This window comes from Amycolatopsis sp. cmx-4-83, from assembly GCF_046548815.1.
GTDB classification, from domain to species: domain Bacteria; phylum Actinomycetota; class Actinomycetes; order Mycobacteriales; family Pseudonocardiaceae; genus Amycolatopsis; species Amycolatopsis pretoriensis_A.
Window position 1 is genome coordinate 451,177 of the sequence record NZ_JAEBEF010000004.1, and the last position, 15,776, is coordinate 466,952.

Here is a 15,776-nt window from a genome sequence, read left to right on the forward strand (position 1 = left end):
GTTTTATAGCCCGGTTTCGACTCAGAGGGAAGTGCCATGGTGCGTGAGGGAACCATCGCCGGCCCCGTGGCCGGTCTGCGGTTCGACACCCCGACCTGCTCGGGCGTCACCGACCGGGCCGGGAGGTTCCAGTTCCGCGACGGCGAAATCGTCACCTTCTCGGTCGGGCAGGTCGTGGTCGGCGTGGCGCGCGGCGCGACCCGGCTCACCCTCGCCGACATCGTCGCGCGAGTCGACGGCAACATCGCCAAGATCGCCGATCCGGGCTTGACCAACATCGCCCGCTTCCTGCTGACCCTCGACGAGGACGGTGATTCCGACACCGGCATCACCCTGACGCCGCAGGTCCACGAGCTGGTGGGCGACCGGGCCATCGACTTCCGCTACCGCCCGATGTCCCTGCCCGGCGCGCCGGCCGATCCTGTTCAGGCCTTCACCGATGACCCGGCCGTGATTCAGCTGCTGCGAGAACTGAACGAGGCGAAGGCGTTCAGCGGTGCCACTCCGCGCACCCTGACCTCCGCGGCGGCGGCACGCAACGAGGTTCGTCGCACCGTTCTCGGCATCCGCCGGTTCCGCGATGTGAAGATCCCGCTGCGCAACGGCTCGTTCGTCTACGCCGACGTCTTCCGCCCCGACGGCGACGACCCGGTTCCAGTCGTCATGAACTGCGGCGTCTACGGCCGCGCGTTCGTCCACCACTCGATCCGCGACGCGGATGACGCCGAACGGCACGAGGTGATGGAGGACCGGTACTTCCGGGGCAACCCCGACGGCTACGAGTACGAAAACCACGAAAGCATCAACACCGCGACGTGGATCCCGCGCGGCTACGCCCTGGTCCGCGTCGACAGCCCCGGTGCGGGCAAAAGCCCCGGCACACTGGGCATCTGGGGGATCGAGGAAGCCGAGGCCTACTACGACGCGATCGAATGGGCCGGCACCCAGCCGTGGTCGAACGGGAACGTCGGTTTGTGGGGCATGTCCTACTACGCCGTCAGCCAGCACGCCGTGGCAAGCCTGCGGCCCCCGCACCTCAAGGCGATGATCGCGATCGGTACCGACACCGACCTTTACGAGGAAGTCGCCTACACCGGCGGCATCCTCAACGAAGAGTTCTTCCCCGGCTGGTTCGCCAACGGCATCGTGCCCGCGATCTGCGGCGAGGTCGAAGCCAAAGACTTCCTGGCGACCGCCCGGGCGAACCCGTTCAAGGACTCCGATCCGGCGGCGATCTTCGGGCCCCGCTCCGAAGTGCTGATGAGCCCCGACCTCGACGCCCTCACCGTACCTTTGTGGACGGTCGCCGCGACGGCGCACCCCGGCAACTTCCACCAGCTCGGCAGCAGCGAGACCTACCTCAACACGCCCACGTCGAACAAGAAGATCGACTTCTGGGAGGACTGGTTCGTCAAGTCCTACTCGGAAAGAGCGGTCGAGGATCACGTCGCTTTCTTCGACCACTGGCTCAAGGGCGTCGACAACGGGATCATGGACACCCCGCCGGTGCGCTTGGAGATCCGCACCGGACGCGGCGGTTCGTACCTGCAAGAAGAGAACGAGTGGCCGATCGGGCGCACTGAGTACGTCCGGTGGTACCTGGACGCTTCAACGGCGGAGCAGGAGTACGACGGCTGCGACCACGTCGGGGCGCTGACCCGGACCGTTCCGCGGGCACAGCAGTCGGTGACCTATTCGGCCGAGGTCGAGCCGTCGGTGGTGTTCTCACCGGCGGTGGACACGGCCGAATTCCGCCGGCCGCCGACGCCGGCGGTCACGCAGACCGGGTCGACGTCCGCGCCATGCTCACCAGGCGCCACGTTCGTCAGCGCACCATTCGAGGACGACACCGTCCTCGCTGGCTACAGCAAGGCCGTGCTCTGGGTCGCCTCCACCAGCGAGGACATGGACATCTTCGTCGCGCTGCGGGTGCTCGACGAGCACGACCGCGAAGTCGACTTCTGCGGGCCGGCTCTCATCCCCGGGATCTCCACCCTGTTCTACCCGCTGGCCAAGGGCTGGCTCAAGGCTTCCCACCGCAAGCTCGACGCGCAGCGCTCGACCGGATTCCGGCCGAAGCACACCCACCTGCGCGCCGACTACGCACCGCTGCGGGACGGCGAAGTCGTCCCGGTCGAGGTCGAGATCATCCCGAACACCGGTCTGATCCGCAAAGGACAACGCCTGCGGGTCGACATCCAGCCCTACACCGGCGTCGGGCACGGGATGCGCCACGCCTACGACCCGACTTACCACGACGGGGCCCGGAACACGGTCCACACCGGTCCCGAGTACCCGAGCTACGTGCAGGTGCCGGTCGTGCCGCCCAGCCGGTGAGCGCCGTACCAGGACGCGGCACCAGCAGTTCAAGCAGGAGGAACGAACACCATGACCATGAACGGCACCGTGGCCGTCGACCGGCCCCGGGCTCAGGAGATCCTCGCGTACGTCGAGAAGTTGAAGCCCTGGTTGCGCAAGCACCAGGCCGAGGCCGAACAGCAGCGGCGCGTTCCACAGGAGACCGTCGAGCGCCTCGACCAAGCCGGCGTGTTCAGCCTGACCACCCCGACGCGTTTCGGCGGGGCCGACTTCACGACCCGGGAGACCCACGACATCATCCGCGCGCTGGCCTCGGGGTGCGGGGCCACCGCCTGGGTGGTCTGGGCCGCGGCCGGCGGCAACCTGTGGAGCTGCGCCTTCCCCGACGAGGTCATCGCGCCGGTGTACGAGACGCCGTGGGTCGGCAACCGCACCTTCGCCCTCGGCGGCACGAGCCGGCGGATGTCCGGGACCGCGCGGCAGGTCGAGGGCGGCTGGATGATCAAGGGCACCTGGCCCTTCGCCACCGGCAGCGTCCACGCCTCCCACGGTTACCTCGCGGTCTTCCACGACGACACCGACGACGCCAAGGTCGGCATGGCGCTGGTCCCGAAGGAACAGCTCGTCGAACGCGACGACTGGGAGGCGATGGGCCTGGCCGGCACCGGCAGCCAGACCGTCGCGACCGACGGTGAGCTGTTCGTGCCCGACGAACGTTTCAGCACCCCGGAACGGCTCAGCACCCGGATCGCGGAACTCACCGGACAGGGGCTCGGCCCGGCCCGGGGTGGCCTGGTCCGCTCGCTGATCATCGGCGCGGGCCTGGCCCTGGGGATGGCCGATCAGGCGATGGAGGCTTTCCTGGCCACCATCGGCCGGCGCAGCCTCCCCTACTCGCCCTACGCCCAGCAGATCGAGGCCCCGGTCGCGCACCACATCGTCGGCCGCGCCCACGCCGAGATCCGGGCGGCGGCCCGGGTCGCCGACGCCGCGGTCGCCGAGCTGGACCGCTGTCAGGCCGAGGCCACCGACCCCACCGAGAACGAGGCGCTGCAGCTGCACACCGACGCCGCCTACGTCTGGGACACCTGCAGCCGTGCCGTCGAGACGCTCTTCCGCGCCTCCGGGGCATCGGCGATCGTCAAACGCAACCCGCTGCAGCTGGTCACCCGCAACTGCCTCGCCGGCAGCATGCACGCGGCCAACCACCTCGACACCTGGCTGGAAAACGTCGGCCGGATGCTGTGCGGAACCGACTCCGGGCCGCTCTCGGCCAGCGTGCTCGAGCGACGCACGAGCTGACCGGCGATCACGACGAGGAGGGCAGCTTGTCCGAACCCATCGACCCGCAGCACTTCCGGCACGTGCTGGGACACTTACCCACCGGCGTCGCCGCGGTGACCTCCTGCTCGGAAACGGGGGAGCCGGTGGGAATGACGGTCGGGTCCTTCCTGTCCGTCTCCCTGTCTCCGCCCCTGGTGGCGTTCCTGCCCGGTAAGCAGTCCAGCACGGCGGCGAAAATCCTCCGCCACGGCCGCTTCTGCGTCAACGTGCTGGGAGCGCACCAGGAGCCGGCCTCCCGTGCCTTCGCCACCGCCGGCGACCGCAAGTTCGACGGTCTCGACTGGAGACCGTCGCCCGGCGGCCTGCCCCGGCTGGAGGACGCCGTGGCGTGGATCGAATGCACCGTGGAGGCCGTTCACGACGCCGGCGACCACGACATCGTCGTCGGCCGCGTGACCTGCCTGGACGCGACAGGACCGTCGTTGCCGCTGGTGTTCTTCCAGGGCGGTTACGGGCGGTTCGCTCCGCTGTCGCTCGCGGCCGCTGGCGAGCCCGATCTCGTCGAGCACCTGCGGCTGGTCGACGTGGCCCGTCCGGTCATGGAGGAGGTGGCCGGACGCAACGGAGTGGAATGCCTCGCCTCGGCCACCGTCGGCGACGAGATCGTCCTGCTCGCGACCGCCGGCACGCCCGCCGGCGGCCGCACCTACAGCCGGGTCGGTCAGCGACTGCCGCACATTCCTCCGCTGGGAACGGCGCTGGTCGCCTGGTCCGAGCCGGCCACCCGGGCCTGGATCGCACGAGCAGGCGACTCGCTCTCCTCAGGCCGGGGTGAAAACCCGCAGCACCTGGTCGATCGGGTCCGCGAGCGTGGCTGGTCGGTCGCGACCTGGAGCGACAGCCTGCGGAAGCTCGAAACCAGTGTCGATGAAACGACTTTGAAAGGCCTCACGCCGCACGGACGCCGGGCGGTGCGGCACCTGATCGGGCAACTCGGCAGCGAACACGAACCCGACGATCTACACGACCCGAGCCGGCAGTACCGCATCCGCAGCGTGTCGGTTCCCGTGTTCGATGCGTGCCGGCAGGTCGTCATGCAGCTGACCGTCGATGGTCTCCCGCCTGGTGCCGGGCAGGCCGACGTCCACCGGTACGTCACGCAGCTGCAGGACGCGGCGGAGCGGGTGTCCGGCGCACTGCCCGGTGCCGGGCGAGCCGCACCCGTCCCGGCAGGAAGGAAACGCTGATGAGCCTCACCGCCACGACCCGCTCAGCCGACGCCGGCGCCGCGGGCCCGCTCCGCGATCTGCTCGTCGTGGACTTGAGCCGCGCGGTCGCCGGGCCGCACGCCGCGATGATGCTCGGCGATCTCGGCGCCCGCGTCATCAAGGTGGAAGCGCCGGGCGCCGGCGACGACGCCCGCAGCTGGGGACCGCCGTTCGTGACACCGGCGGGGCGCGAACGGGAGTCCACGTACTTCCTTTCCGCCAACCGGAACAAGGAATCGATCTGCCTGGACCTCAAGGCCCCCGCCGATCTCGCGGTCCTGGAAGAACTGGTGTGCCGCGCGGACGTCCTGGTGGAGAACTTCCGCACCGGCGTGATGCAGCGGCTGGGACTCGGTGCCGAGCGGCTGCACGAGCTCAACTCGGAGCTGGTACTGCTGTCGATCACCGGTTTCGGGCACGACGGCCCCGAGGGCGGCCGGCCCGGTTACGATCAGATCGCGCAGGGTGAGGGCGGTTTGATGGCGGTCACCGGCTCCGGCCCCGAGGACCCGCAGAAGGTCGGCACCCCCATTTGCGACCTGCTCGCCGGCATGAACGGCGCCTACGGCGTCCTCGCCGCGCTGCACGAACGTTCCCGCACCGGCAGGGGGCAAGTCGTGCGCACGTCGTTGCTCGCGGCCGCGGTCGGCGCGCACGCCTTCCAGGGCACGCGCTGGACGGTTGCGGGCGAAGTGGGGCGCGCCGCCGGCAACCACCACGCGGCGATCGCCCCCTACGGCCTGTTCCGCTGCGCCGACGGCGCGGTGCAGATCGCGGTCGGCACCGAAACCCAATGGCGCCGGTTCGCCACCAGCTTCGGTATCGACCCGGCACTGCCCGGCCTGGCCACCAACCACGACCGGGTCACCCGGCGCGACGAGGTGATCGCGATCGTCGAGAAGGCCTTCTCGACGTGGCGATCCACCGACCTGCTCACCCGCTTGACCGCCGTCGGCATTCCCGCCGGCAAGGTCCGCAGCGTGGACGAGGTTTACGAGTGGGAGCAGACCCGCAGCCAGGGCCTGCTCGTCGACGTCGACCACGACAGCCTTGGCACGATCACCTTGCCGGGGCCGCCATTGCGCTTCTTCGAGCCGTCGGGATCCGAGCGAACCCGTACCGCCCACCGCCCGCCACCGCGTCTCGACCAGCACGGAAAAGCTGTTCGTACGTGGATCACCGAGGACTGCTGATGCCGGAGAACTTCCGCGACTACGTGATGGCCCCCGATGCCGGGAAAATCGCCGGCATCGACAGCCTCGATGCCTACCAGTGGGTGGACCGGCACCTGCAGCAGGACACCTTCCGCGGCGCGATCGAGGCATGGACCGGATTGTTCGCCGCCACCTCGTTCCGCGGCATCACCACCGACGGCACGCTGCGGGACGGGCTGTACCCACGGCGGTCCGAGGCGGCACCGACCGCGGCCATGGTCGCCGCGGCACAGCGACTGCTGGGCACACTCGACGACCAGCAGCGGCGGACCGTCCGTCACCCGCTCGACAGTCGCGTCTGGCGGGCGTGGATGAACCCGGAACTGTACGTCAACCGCTTCGGTCTCCGCCTCGACGAGGTCGCTCCGGACGTGCGTGACGCGGTACTCGGGCTGGTGCGCGCCAGTCTCAGCGAGCCGGGGTTCGAGAAGGTCCGCGGATGCATGCGGACCAACGACTTCCTAGGCCGGCTGGTCGGCGGCCCTCGCGTCATGAACGAGTTCAGCTACAACGTCAACCTCTTCGGCGAACCAAGTGAGACCGCCCCGTGGGGATGGTCGCTCTACGGGCACCACGTCTGCGTCAACGTCATGGTGGTCGGTACGCAGATGGTCGCCAGCCCGGTGTTCCTCGGCGCCGAACCGAACTTCATCGACGAAGGCCCCCACGCCGGGACCAGGCTGTTCGGTGTTCCGGACCGGCTGGCCCTCAACCTGCTGCACGGCCTGCCCGATTCGATCCGCGACGCGGTGGTGCTCTACCCGGACAAGCGCGACCCCGCGATCCCGGCCGGCCGGGAGGTCTTCGGCGACGAACTCCACCTGGGCGGGATGTTCCAGGACAACCGGGTCATCCCGTACGAGGGGGTCTGCGCCGTCAGCTTCCCACCGCACAGCCGCGATCTGCTCTGCCGGCTCGCCGGCACGTTCATCGAGCACCTGCCTCCCGGCCCGTACCACGCGCGTCTCAACGACATCCGCGCCCACCTCGACGACACCTGGCTGTGCTGGATCGGCGGGTCCGGGCCCGACAGCCCGTTCTACTTCCGCATCCAGAGCCCGGTGGTGCTCATCGAATACGAACACCACGCCGGGATCATGCTCACCAACCAGCATCCGGCCAAGTTCCACACCCACACCATCACGCGCACCCCGAACGGCAACGACTACGGCGCCGCGCTCGTCGCGCGGGAAACCGGGCAGCAGCTCACCCTCACCGGCGAGATCTGACACGCGCCGCGGCCGGTCCGAGACGCCGGCCTCCGCCCAGCCGCGGCACACGACGGTGCGGCGGCCGTGCCCGACCGAGCTCGTCGCCGCGGTCGGGCAGCCGGCGACGGGATCGACGCATCACCAGCGTCGACCGTGACCATTGACAACGCCCAGCTCCCAGGACCGGAACACGGGGTGCGAACCAGATGACCACCGAACAGCCACTCCGCGGCGCCGCGCTCGGCAGCGGAAAAAACGCCCGACGAGGCTGGTTGACGGCCGCGGCGGCCTTGATCGGTCTCACCTGCGGTCCCAGCGTGCTGACGGTGACCACGTTCGGGGCGTTCATCACGCCGCTCGACCGGGAGTTCGGCTGGGGCGTGCCCGCCATCACCCTGGGCGCCTCGATCCTCAGCGTCACCATCATGGTCATCTCGCCGGTGCAGGGTCTGCTCATCGACCGGTTCGGCGGTCGCCGCCTCGTCCTGTGCAGCGCCCCGCCGTTCGCGGTGTCGTTGATGGCGATGTACTTCCTGCCTGACAACCTCATGGTGTTCTACCTGGCGTGGGCCATCATCCCGCTGTGCGGCCTGGGGCTGTGGCCGGTCTCCTAACTCCGGGTCACCGCAGGCTGGTTCGAGCGTCGGCTCGGACTGGCGCTCGGGATCGCCAACTCCGGCATCGGCGTCGGCACGGTGCTCATCCCGATCCTGACCGCGGCCCTCATCGCCACCCTCGGCTGGCGGGCGACAGTTCTCGCTTTGGGAGTGGTCGCTCTGGCCGCATTCCCGGTTGCCTTCTTCTTCCTCGCGGAACCGAGCCCGCGCGCGACGGGGGTCCAGGCCACCGGCGACAGCCTGAAGGCCGCCGCCAGGAAGCGGCCCTTCTGGGTGATTCTGGCCGCGTTCTTCCTGCTGGGGACGATCGGTTCCGCGGTCCTCGTCCACCAGATCCGGTTGCTGCTCGACGCCGGTATCGCGCCCGGCGTCGCCAACCTCATGCCGGCCGCGCTGGGCGTAGCGCTCATCGTCGCCCGGCTTGTCACCGGATGGCTGCTGGACCGCGTCAGGGTGTCGGTGATCATGGTCGTCTACCTCGTCGGCGGTGTCGTCTCCTCGCTGCTGTTCGCCTCCGGACCGAACGTGGCAACGGCGATCATCGCCGCGGCGCTGGCGGGTTTGCTGATCGGCGCCGAGTTCGACGTACTCAGCTACCTGGTTCCCCGGTACTTCGGGCGCCGGGCTTTCGGCAAGATCTACGGCATCGCCTTCGCGGTGTTCCAGCTGGCCGCGGCAGCCGCGGCGTACGCGGTGAGCGTGAGCAGGGCGAGCGTCGGCTCCTACACCCCGGCGATGCTGGTTCTGGCGGTGTTGTGCCTGGCATGTGCAGGTCTGTTTTTGTCTTTGGGTCACTACCGGTACGACGTCGCCACATGAGATCTACGTCCAGAAGGTGAAACCGACGCCCGGCGTGACCCGGAACGAGGAGACGCCGGCGCCGGCGTCTCCTTTCGCTTCGGGTCGCTGGACGTGTCCGCTGCCGCGTCTGCGGATCAGGGAACGCGGGTTCCGGTGCCCAGCGTCCAGCGCTGGTTGGCCCCGCCGTTGCAGGTCCACAGCTGGATGCCGGATCCATTCGGGTTCGACGTCCCGGAGACGTCGAGGCAGAGCCCGGACTGCACGCCGGTGATCGTGCCGTCGGAGTTGGTGTTCCACTGCTGGTTGGCGCCGCCGTTGCAGTCGTAGAGCTCGACGTGCGTGCCGGAGGCCGTGCCGCCGGCGTGGGCGTCGAAGCACTTGTTCAGGACCCTGAAGGTCTTGGCCGAGGCGCTGTAGGCGATTTTCTGGTTTTCACCGCCGTTGCAGTCCCACACCGTGAGCTGAGTACCGTTCACGGTCGTGCCGCCGGGGGAGTCGGCGCACCGGCCCGAGTTGGCGCTGGTGAGCGGGCCGCCCAGCGGGGTGCTGCCCCCCGCACTGGGGGTGACCTTGAACAGCGCTGATTCGTGGCTGGCCAGGGTGCGCGAGACCGAGTTGGCGGACGTGCCCGCGTCTGCCCGGGCCCACAGGTTCCGGACCGCGGCGTTGCCGGTGAAACCGAGGTCGGACCAGTTGGCGGTGATCGTGGCGGTGTTGTCGCCGAGGTTGAACATGGCGACCGTGTAGCTGCCGTCGGAATTCTTCGGAGACCGCCAGACCTGCTGCTGGGTGGCCTGGGACACGGGGGTAGCCGGACGACCGCCGTCCCGGTCGACGGCGAGGACCTCGTCGTTCTTCAACATGGTGAGGTCACCGGCGTCGAAGTGGGTCATGTCCACACCGAGCAGTAGCGGAGCCTTGGAGATCGCCCAGAGGGTGAGCTGGCTCTGCCGCTCGGCCGGGGTGAGCCCAGTGGCCGTGCCGTTGCCGACCTCGAGCGAGTCGGGGTCGTTCCAGGCACCCGGACCAGCGTAGGGCGCCCACTTCGGCAGGTCGGCCCAGCGCGAACGGATCATACCCCAATGGGTCAGGGTCGAGCAGTAGCACTCGATGTCACCGCTGATCCGCCAGCTGTTGGCGTACTGCCGCCAGGTGTTGACGTTGCCGAAGTCCAGCGTGTTGGACAGTCCGTAGTGGATGGTCCGCCCGGTTTGACACAGCGCGTCCGACCAGTGGATGACGTCGTCCTGGTCGCTGGTGTGCACGCCGTCGATCTTGATGTAGTCGACGCCGTAGGAGGCGAAGAGGTTGGCCCAGGAGTTCAGGAACGCCTGTGCGGCGGCCGGGTTCTTGTTGTAGTCGATGAAGTACATGACGTTTCCGAAGCCGCCGTAGTTCGACTCGTACCGGCTGGTGTCGGAAACGATGTCGCGGGCGTGGAACGAGGACCCTTGGATCGGGGTGTTCTGGTTGTACGCCGCCACCGGGATTCCGGGAGTGACGTACATGCCGAACTTCTCGCCGAGGCCGTGGACGTAGTCGCCGAGTGCCTTCATGCCGCTCGGGAACTTGGCGGTGTCGACCGCCCAGCGCCCGTACTGGTCCACAGTGGTACCGGGGTTGAGGATGTAGTAGTCGTCAAGGTTGATGTATTGGAAGCCCTTGGCTACCAGGCCGGCATCCGACATGCCCTTCGCTTGTGCCTTCACCTTGGCCTCGGTCGGGCTGCGCATCAGGAAGCTCCAGCTGCTCCACCCGGCCGGCGGCGTCGGGGACGCGCCGTTGTCGGATGCCAGCGCCGGTGCTGCCGTTGTGAGGCTCGAAAACAACAGCGACGCTGCCAACGCAATCGTCGCGACCAGTGCACGTTTGTACATGACGCTCCTCGAAAGTTACTACTACCGGAAGATCTGGCGGGCCGGAACGGTTCAGCCGCGGCGCCACTTCTGGTTGGCGCCGCCGTTGCAGGCCCACAGGCTCAGTGCTGCTCCATCACTTTCACCCCACGCCGTGATGTCGACGCATTTGTTCGACTGCGGGTTGACCAGGTCGCCATTGGCGCTGAGCGCGAATTGCTGCGCCGCGTTGCCCGACGTGCAGCCCGCGATCTGGATGGCTGCTCCGTCGGTGGTGGAACCTCCGGCTACCTCCATGCACATGTTGTCCTGCGTCCGGAACGTACCGCTCACGGAGTCCCATTGCTGGTTCACACCACCGTTGCAGGCCCAGTCGGCGAGCTGCTGCCCGGAGACGTAGTTCGACTTCGGAACGTCGATGCACTTGCTGTTCCAGGTACTGACGATGGAATTGCCGGTCGGCTTGACGGCGGGGGTGACGGCCTGCATGATCACCGCGCCGATGGCTTCGACCGCGCGCGTGTCGTCCTGTGGTGTCTGCGCGTCCCACCGGTTCCAGGTGAGGTCGAGGTCAGTGCGCCGCGTGTTCCAGGCCGCGTCGGCATTGCGTTTCATGAAGTCGTAGTACTGGGCCCACAGGTTGTTCTCCCGGACGAATTCGCCCATTCCCCTGGCGAACTCCGACTGCCAGGTTCCCTCGCGTGTCCCGTTCGTCATGATGCCGTTGACGGTTCGTTCCCGGATGACCCAGTCGGTCGTGCGTTTGGCGTCGTCGAAGACGGACTGCCCTCGGTAGCTGCGGTAGATGGCCTGTGCGGCACCGACGAAGGCGCCGGCGGAATACACCGTCTCGCCGGCGGAAAGGCTGCCGTTCGCCTGCATGTTCTCGTGCACGCCGCCGGTGGACCTGTCGAGCAGCCTCGACCAGGTCCAGTCGTAGACAGCCCGGGCCTTGTCGAGGTAGCCGCGATCCGCGGTCGCCTCATAGATGAGGCAGCCCAGGATGACCGCCGGGCTGTTGCTCAGCGCGCTCTTCTCCGCCTTGTCGACGCTCCACCAGATCCCACCGCCGAGGGCGGAGTCCCAGCCACGGTCGTAGACCCGGTTGAAGGCGTACTGCGCCTGGGTGAGGTAACTCCGGTTTCCGGTGATCCGGTAACCGCGGGCGAAGGCCAGGCCCGCCCACAGCAGGTCATCGTTGTACTCGTTCCAGTTCCAGTCGTAGAGACCGCCGCTGCCCTGGTTCTGCTGCAGGAACGTGTCGAGAAGGCCGCCGACGAGATCGCGGGTCGCCGCGCGCCCGGTGCTCGTGTACACGTCCTCGGCCGCTTGGATGTCCAGGGCCTGACGCCAGAAATAATCCTTTTCCGAGTTGCCGAGAGATTCCTTGTAGTACCGCTGAGTGCCATCGGACACCAGAAATGCGTTGTTGAGCGCGGTAAAGCCCGCATCGGTGTTCACCGAAAGCGGCACCGCTTCCGCCGAATCGGCGTATGCGGCATTTCGCGTGACCGTCATGCCGGTGACGACCAGCACGAAAGCCAGCACGAGCGCGGTGGTGTGCGAGGGGAAGCGGCCTTGACGAACCGTGGGTCGAAGCATTTCGTGGTTCATGCGGCCCCGCAGTCCTGTGTGGACCCCGCGGTGTTGACGCGCAGGGTTCCACCGCTGGTGTTCGTGCTGTTGCTGATGCAGTAGCCGTTGACGGTCTGGAAGCCGGTGTCGTAGGCGCTGCTGCTGCCGCGCTGTGCTGTGAAGTGGTCGAAGGCGACGGGGCCGCCGCCGTAGGCGATGACCGCGGGGCGGTTGTCGTTGGCCGCGAACCTCACCGACGAGTCCGTGAAGCGGATGTCATCGGCGTTGTGGAGGTACCAGCCGTATGCGGGCCGGGTGCCGATGCTGGTGGGGTCGTAGCCGGTGGCGTTGTCGCTGGGCGGTGTGGTGGGGATGGCCGGGCTGCCGCCGGGGACAGTGATGTCGACGTCGGTGAAGGTCACTCCGCTGATGTGGTTGCTGCCGGATTCGCCCCAGAGGGTCGGGGTGACGCTGGGGTTGCTGCCGGTCGCGGTGATGTTGTCGTAGGTGATGCCGCTGATGTGGCCGACGCCGGGGTTGCTGCCGCAGCGTTTTCTGGTCCCGATCTTCTGGAAGATCGGTGAACGGACGCCGGTCATGGTGATGTCGCGGTAGTGGACGTCGGAGATGGCGGCACCGTCCATGGAAACCAAGCCGAGGCCGGATTTGCCGGCACCGGTGATCTTGATGCCTCGGAACTGGTAGTCGGTGAAGTCGCCGCAGGTCTCGGAGCCGAACATCAGCGCGTTGCAGCACCGGGCCGAAAGTGTCGAGTTGGTCACCGTGACGTGTCCGTTGGGGAGCTTAGCACCGAGGGCGTAGTCGCTCTTGAACGCCAGCGCGTCGTCGTTGGCGGCGATGTTCGCGTTGGTGACGGTGACGTTGGTGGTGGAGACGATGTTCCAGCCGTCCTGGTCGCCGGCCGTGTCGATGGTGAGGTGGTCGGAGACGACGTGGTCGCAGCCGTTGATCAGTGCGGCGAAGTGACCGCCGCGGCGCAGGGTGACGCCGCTGAGAGTGAGGTTCTTGCAGCGGGTCAATGAGATGATCTTGTCGGCTTCGCCTGCCGCCGGATTCCTGGTGGCAGTGACCAGGAAGCCGCCACCGTCGATGGTGCCGGAGCCGGTGAAGCCGATGTTGGTCACGTTGTCGCCGTGGAACATGGCGTCGTGGAAGTGGCTGTGTCCGTAGTCCTGGTACCGGTCGTCGGCGTTGGGTTCGGCGGCGTCGTAGGTGTCGGCGACCGAGCCCAGGACGGTGGATCCGGCGTCGAGCTGGATCGTCACGTTGCTTTTGAGGTGGACGGTGTTCTTGGACTTGTAGGTGCCGGCGGGGAACTCCACCGTGCCACCGCCCGCGGAATTCGCCGCGGTGATGGCCTGGGCGATGGCGGGGCTGTCGTTGACGTGGCCGTCGCCCACGGCGCCGTAGTCCCGGACGTTGAACACGGCGGCCGCGGTGCTCGACGCCGGGGCCGCCGGGCTGCCGGCATACGCGGCGGTCGACAGGAACAGGCTGGTCACCGCCACTGTGACGACGCCGAAGAGAGCGCTTGTGCGGTTCATGGTCCTCACCTCTCTCAGCCAAGGGCGACGTGGAAGATCCGCTCGTTGCTGTTGTCGGGGGTGCTGTCCTTGTCGCCGTTGTTGCTCGTGGTCAGCCACAGGCCCCCGTCGGGAGCGGGCTCGACGGTGCGCAGCCGGCCGTAGGTGCCGTTGAAGTAGGCCTGCACGTTGGTCAGATCGCTGCCGCTGATCACTTCCCGGTACATCCGGGTTCCGCGTTCGCACGCGACGTAGAGCACGTCGCGCACGATGGCGATGCCGGAGCAGGAGCCGTCGGCGGTGGGGTAGGTCCGTTTGGGCGCGAGGAAGCCGGCGGTGCCGCACGTTCCGGACGTGCCTTCGCACGCCGGCCAGCCGTAGTTGCCGCCCTTGGTGATCAGGTTGGTCTCGTCCATCACCGCGTTGCCGAACTCCTGCTCCCACAACCGGCCCTGGGAGTCGAAGGCCAGGCCTTGCGGGTTGCGGTGGCCGTAGCTCCACACCGCGTTGCCGAAGGGGTTGTCCGAGGGCACGCTGCCGTCCGGGTTCAGCCGCAGGACCTTGCCGTTGAGGCTCGACCTGTTCTGCGCGTTGTCGCCGTTCTGGGCGTCACCGGTGCTGGCGTAGAGCTTGCCGTCGGGGCCGAACCGCAGCCGGCCGCCGTCGTGGAACTTGTTGCGCAGGATCCCGCTGAGGAGAACTTGCTCCGTGCCGGTGTTGAGCCGGTCGTTCTCGAGCTTGATCCGCACGATCCGGTTGTCGGTCGGTGAGGTGTGCATGAGGTAGAGCCAGTGGTCGCTGGCGTAGCTTGAAGAGATCGCCAGCCCGGTCAGGCCGCCCTCGCCGTCGGTGCTCTGCACGTTCGGCACGGTGCCCACGTCGGTCTTGGCGCCGGTGGCGGGGTTGAGGTGGATGATGTTCTGGGCGTCGCGGCGGGTGTACAAGATGGTGCCGTCGGGCAGCGTGGCCAGGCCCCACGGGATGTCGGTGTCCGTGGCGATCTGCGTGACCGCGCAGACCGGGTTGCCGCACGCGGACCCGGTGGTGAGCGACACGGTGTTGCTGTGCGCGGACACGTTGGCCTGCGCGTCCCGCGCCACCACGTAGTACGTGTACGCCGTGTTCGCGGCGAGACCGCTGTCGGTGAACGTCGTGGCCGGCGGGGTCGTCCCGTTGGCGGTCACCGTGCCCACCCTGGTGGTGCCGCGGTAGATGTCGTAGAACTTGACCGCCACGTTGTCGGTGGCGGCCGACCACCTCAAGGTGACTGTGGTGCCGGAGACGGTCCCGCTGAGCGACCCGGGTGCGGTCGGCGCCTGGGTGTCGACCTGGCACTGCGGTGGCGTGACCGGCACCGTGGAGCTCGCCTGCGAGACGTTCCCCGCTGCGTCACGGGCGTTGACGTAGAGCCCCCACGTGACTCCTGGGACCACGGTCAGGCTGGTGGACAGGGTGCTGCCGCTCACCGACTTGACGAGCTGACCGTCGTGGTAGACGTCGTAGAAGGCGACGCCGACGTTGTCGCCGGCGGCGTTCCACGCGAAGGTCACGGAGTCGCAGGCCAGGTCGCTGACCCGGGCGTTGCCGGGGGCCGTCGGCGGCTGGGTGTCGCCCGCGGCGGTCTTCCACTGCTGGTTGGTGCCACCGTTGCAGGTCCACAAGTCCACCAGGGTGCTGTTCGCCGTGCCCGCGCCGACCACGTCCAGGCACAGCCCGGACTGCACTCCGGTGATGGTGCCGTTGCCGTTGATCTTCCACTGCTGGTTGGCGCCGCCGTTGCAACCGTAGATCTGCAGCTTGGCGCCGGCGGTGGTGCTCTGGCCGGCCACGTCCAAGCACATCGGGCTGTCGTAGACCCGCAGTTCGCCGGCCGCGGTGAAGGTCCATGCCTGGTTTGCGTTGCCGGTGCAGTCGTAGATGTTGATTGCGGCGCCGGATGCCGTGCTCTGGCCGACGACGTCCAGGCACCGGCCGGAGGCGGTACCGGTGATCGGAGTACCGGTGGCCGCCGACGCGGTGTCCACGCTGATCAGCAGTGGAGCGGTCAGCACGGTGACCGACACGAGGATGGCCGGCAGTCGCCGCGG

10 protein-coding genes and 1 pseudogene are annotated in these 15,776 nt (G+C 68.1%); 7 read left to right on the plus strand and 4 right to left on the minus strand.

The window, feature by feature from the left end; all coding sequences use genetic code 11:
- Positions 1-36: 36 nt before the first annotated feature.
- From ACLJQM_RS14620 to ACLJQM_RS14650, 7 genes and pseudogenes are all read left to right on the plus strand, one after another.
- Positions 37-2,337, plus strand: coding sequence for a CocE/NonD family hydrolase (locus ACLJQM_RS14620; protein ID WP_410631661.1), 2,301 nt, complete (start codon positions 37-39; stop codon positions 2,335-2,337).
- A 51-nt stretch (positions 2,338-2,388) separates the two neighbouring features.
- Positions 2,389-3,621 (plus strand): acyl-CoA dehydrogenase family protein, encoded by a 1,233-nt coding sequence (locus tag ACLJQM_RS14625; protein ID WP_410631662.1) that lies wholly within the window; start codon positions 2,389-2,391, stop codon positions 3,619-3,621.
- 62 nt (positions 3,622-3,683) lie between these two features.
- Positions 3,684-4,850: a flavin reductase gene (locus tag ACLJQM_RS14630; RefSeq protein WP_410631816.1), complete on the plus strand. Its 1,167-nt coding sequence runs from the start codon at positions 3,684-3,686 to the stop codon at positions 4,848-4,850.
- Entirely contained in the window at positions 4,850-6,064 is a 1,215-nt protein-coding gene (locus ACLJQM_RS14635; RefSeq protein ID WP_410631663.1) for a CaiB/BaiF CoA transferase family protein, read from the plus strand. Before ACLJQM_RS14630 ends, ACLJQM_RS14635 begins: the two co-directional genes overlap by 1 nt.
- Positions 6,064-7,314 (plus strand): DUF3500 domain-containing protein, encoded by a 1,251-nt coding sequence (locus ACLJQM_RS14640; protein ID WP_410631664.1) that lies wholly within the window; start codon positions 6,064-6,066, stop codon positions 7,312-7,314. The genes ACLJQM_RS14635 and ACLJQM_RS14640 overlap by 1 nt, the downstream gene beginning before the upstream one ends.
- 188 nt (positions 7,315-7,502) lie before the next feature.
- Positions 7,503-7,910, plus strand: a complete 408-nt coding sequence (locus ACLJQM_RS14645) for an MFS transporter (RefSeq protein WP_410631665.1) — start codon at positions 7,503-7,505, stop codon at positions 7,908-7,910.
- Between the two features lie 18 nt (positions 7,911-7,928).
- Positions 7,929-8,732, plus strand: a pseudogene (locus ACLJQM_RS14650) (MFS transporter); the annotation flags it as partial.
- Positions 8,733-8,848: 116 nt separating this feature from the next.
- Here ACLJQM_RS14650 and ACLJQM_RS14655 read toward each other — a convergent pair.
- From ACLJQM_RS14655 to ACLJQM_RS14670, 4 genes are read right to left on the minus strand one after another with little or no spacing between them, the layout of a single operon-like run.
- Positions 8,849-10,591: a glycoside hydrolase family 27 protein gene (locus ACLJQM_RS14655; protein WP_410631666.1), complete on the minus strand. Its 1,743-nt coding sequence runs from the start codon at positions 10,589-10,591 to the stop codon at positions 8,849-8,851.
- Between the two features lie 51 nt (positions 10,592-10,642).
- Positions 10,643-12,184, minus strand: a complete 1,542-nt coding sequence (locus tag ACLJQM_RS14660; protein ID WP_410631667.1) for a glycoside hydrolase family 76 protein — start codon at positions 12,182-12,184, stop codon at positions 10,643-10,645.
- A complete protein-coding gene (locus tag ACLJQM_RS14665; RefSeq protein ID WP_410631668.1) occupies positions 12,181-13,710 on the minus strand; it encodes a glycoside hydrolase family 28 protein in 1,530 nt (509 codons plus the stop codon). Before ACLJQM_RS14665 ends, ACLJQM_RS14660 begins: the two co-directional genes overlap by 4 nt.
- Positions 13,711-13,724: 14 nt before the next feature.
- A complete protein-coding gene (locus ACLJQM_RS14670; protein WP_410631818.1) occupies positions 13,725-15,752 on the minus strand; it encodes a PQQ-dependent sugar dehydrogenase in 2,028 nt (675 codons plus the stop codon).
- Between the last annotated feature and the right edge of the window lie 24 nt (positions 15,753-15,776).

Bases quoted from the DNA above. Each gene is read 5' to 3' on its own strand.
- ACLJQM_RS14620 (WP_410631661.1), top strand. From the start codon at position 37: ATGGTGCGTGAGGGAACCATCGCCGGCCCCGTGGCCGGTCTGCGGTTC.
- ACLJQM_RS14625 (WP_410631662.1), top strand. From the start codon at position 2,389: ATGACCATGAACGGCACCGTGGCCGTCGACCGGCCCCGGGCTCAGGAG.
- ACLJQM_RS14635 (WP_410631663.1), top strand. From the start codon at position 4,850: ATGAGCCTCACCGCCACGACCCGCTCAGCCGACGCCGGCGCCGCGGGC.
- ACLJQM_RS14640 (WP_410631664.1), top strand. From the start codon at position 6,064: ATGCCGGAGAACTTCCGCGACTACGTGATGGCCCCCGATGCCGGGAAA.
- ACLJQM_RS14645 (WP_410631665.1), top strand. From the start codon at position 7,503: ATGACCACCGAACAGCCACTCCGCGGCGCCGCGCTCGGCAGCGGAAAA.
- ACLJQM_RS14655 (WP_410631666.1), bottom strand. From the start codon at position 10,591: ATGTACAAACGTGCACTGGTCGCGACGATTGCGTTGGCAGCGTCGCTG.
- ACLJQM_RS14660 (WP_410631667.1), bottom strand. From the start codon at position 12,184: ATGAACCACGAAATGCTTCGACCCACGGTTCGTCAAGGCCGCTTCCCC.
- ACLJQM_RS14665 (WP_410631668.1), bottom strand. From the start codon at position 13,710: ATGAACCGCACAAGCGCTCTCTTCGGCGTCGTCACAGTGGCGGTGACC.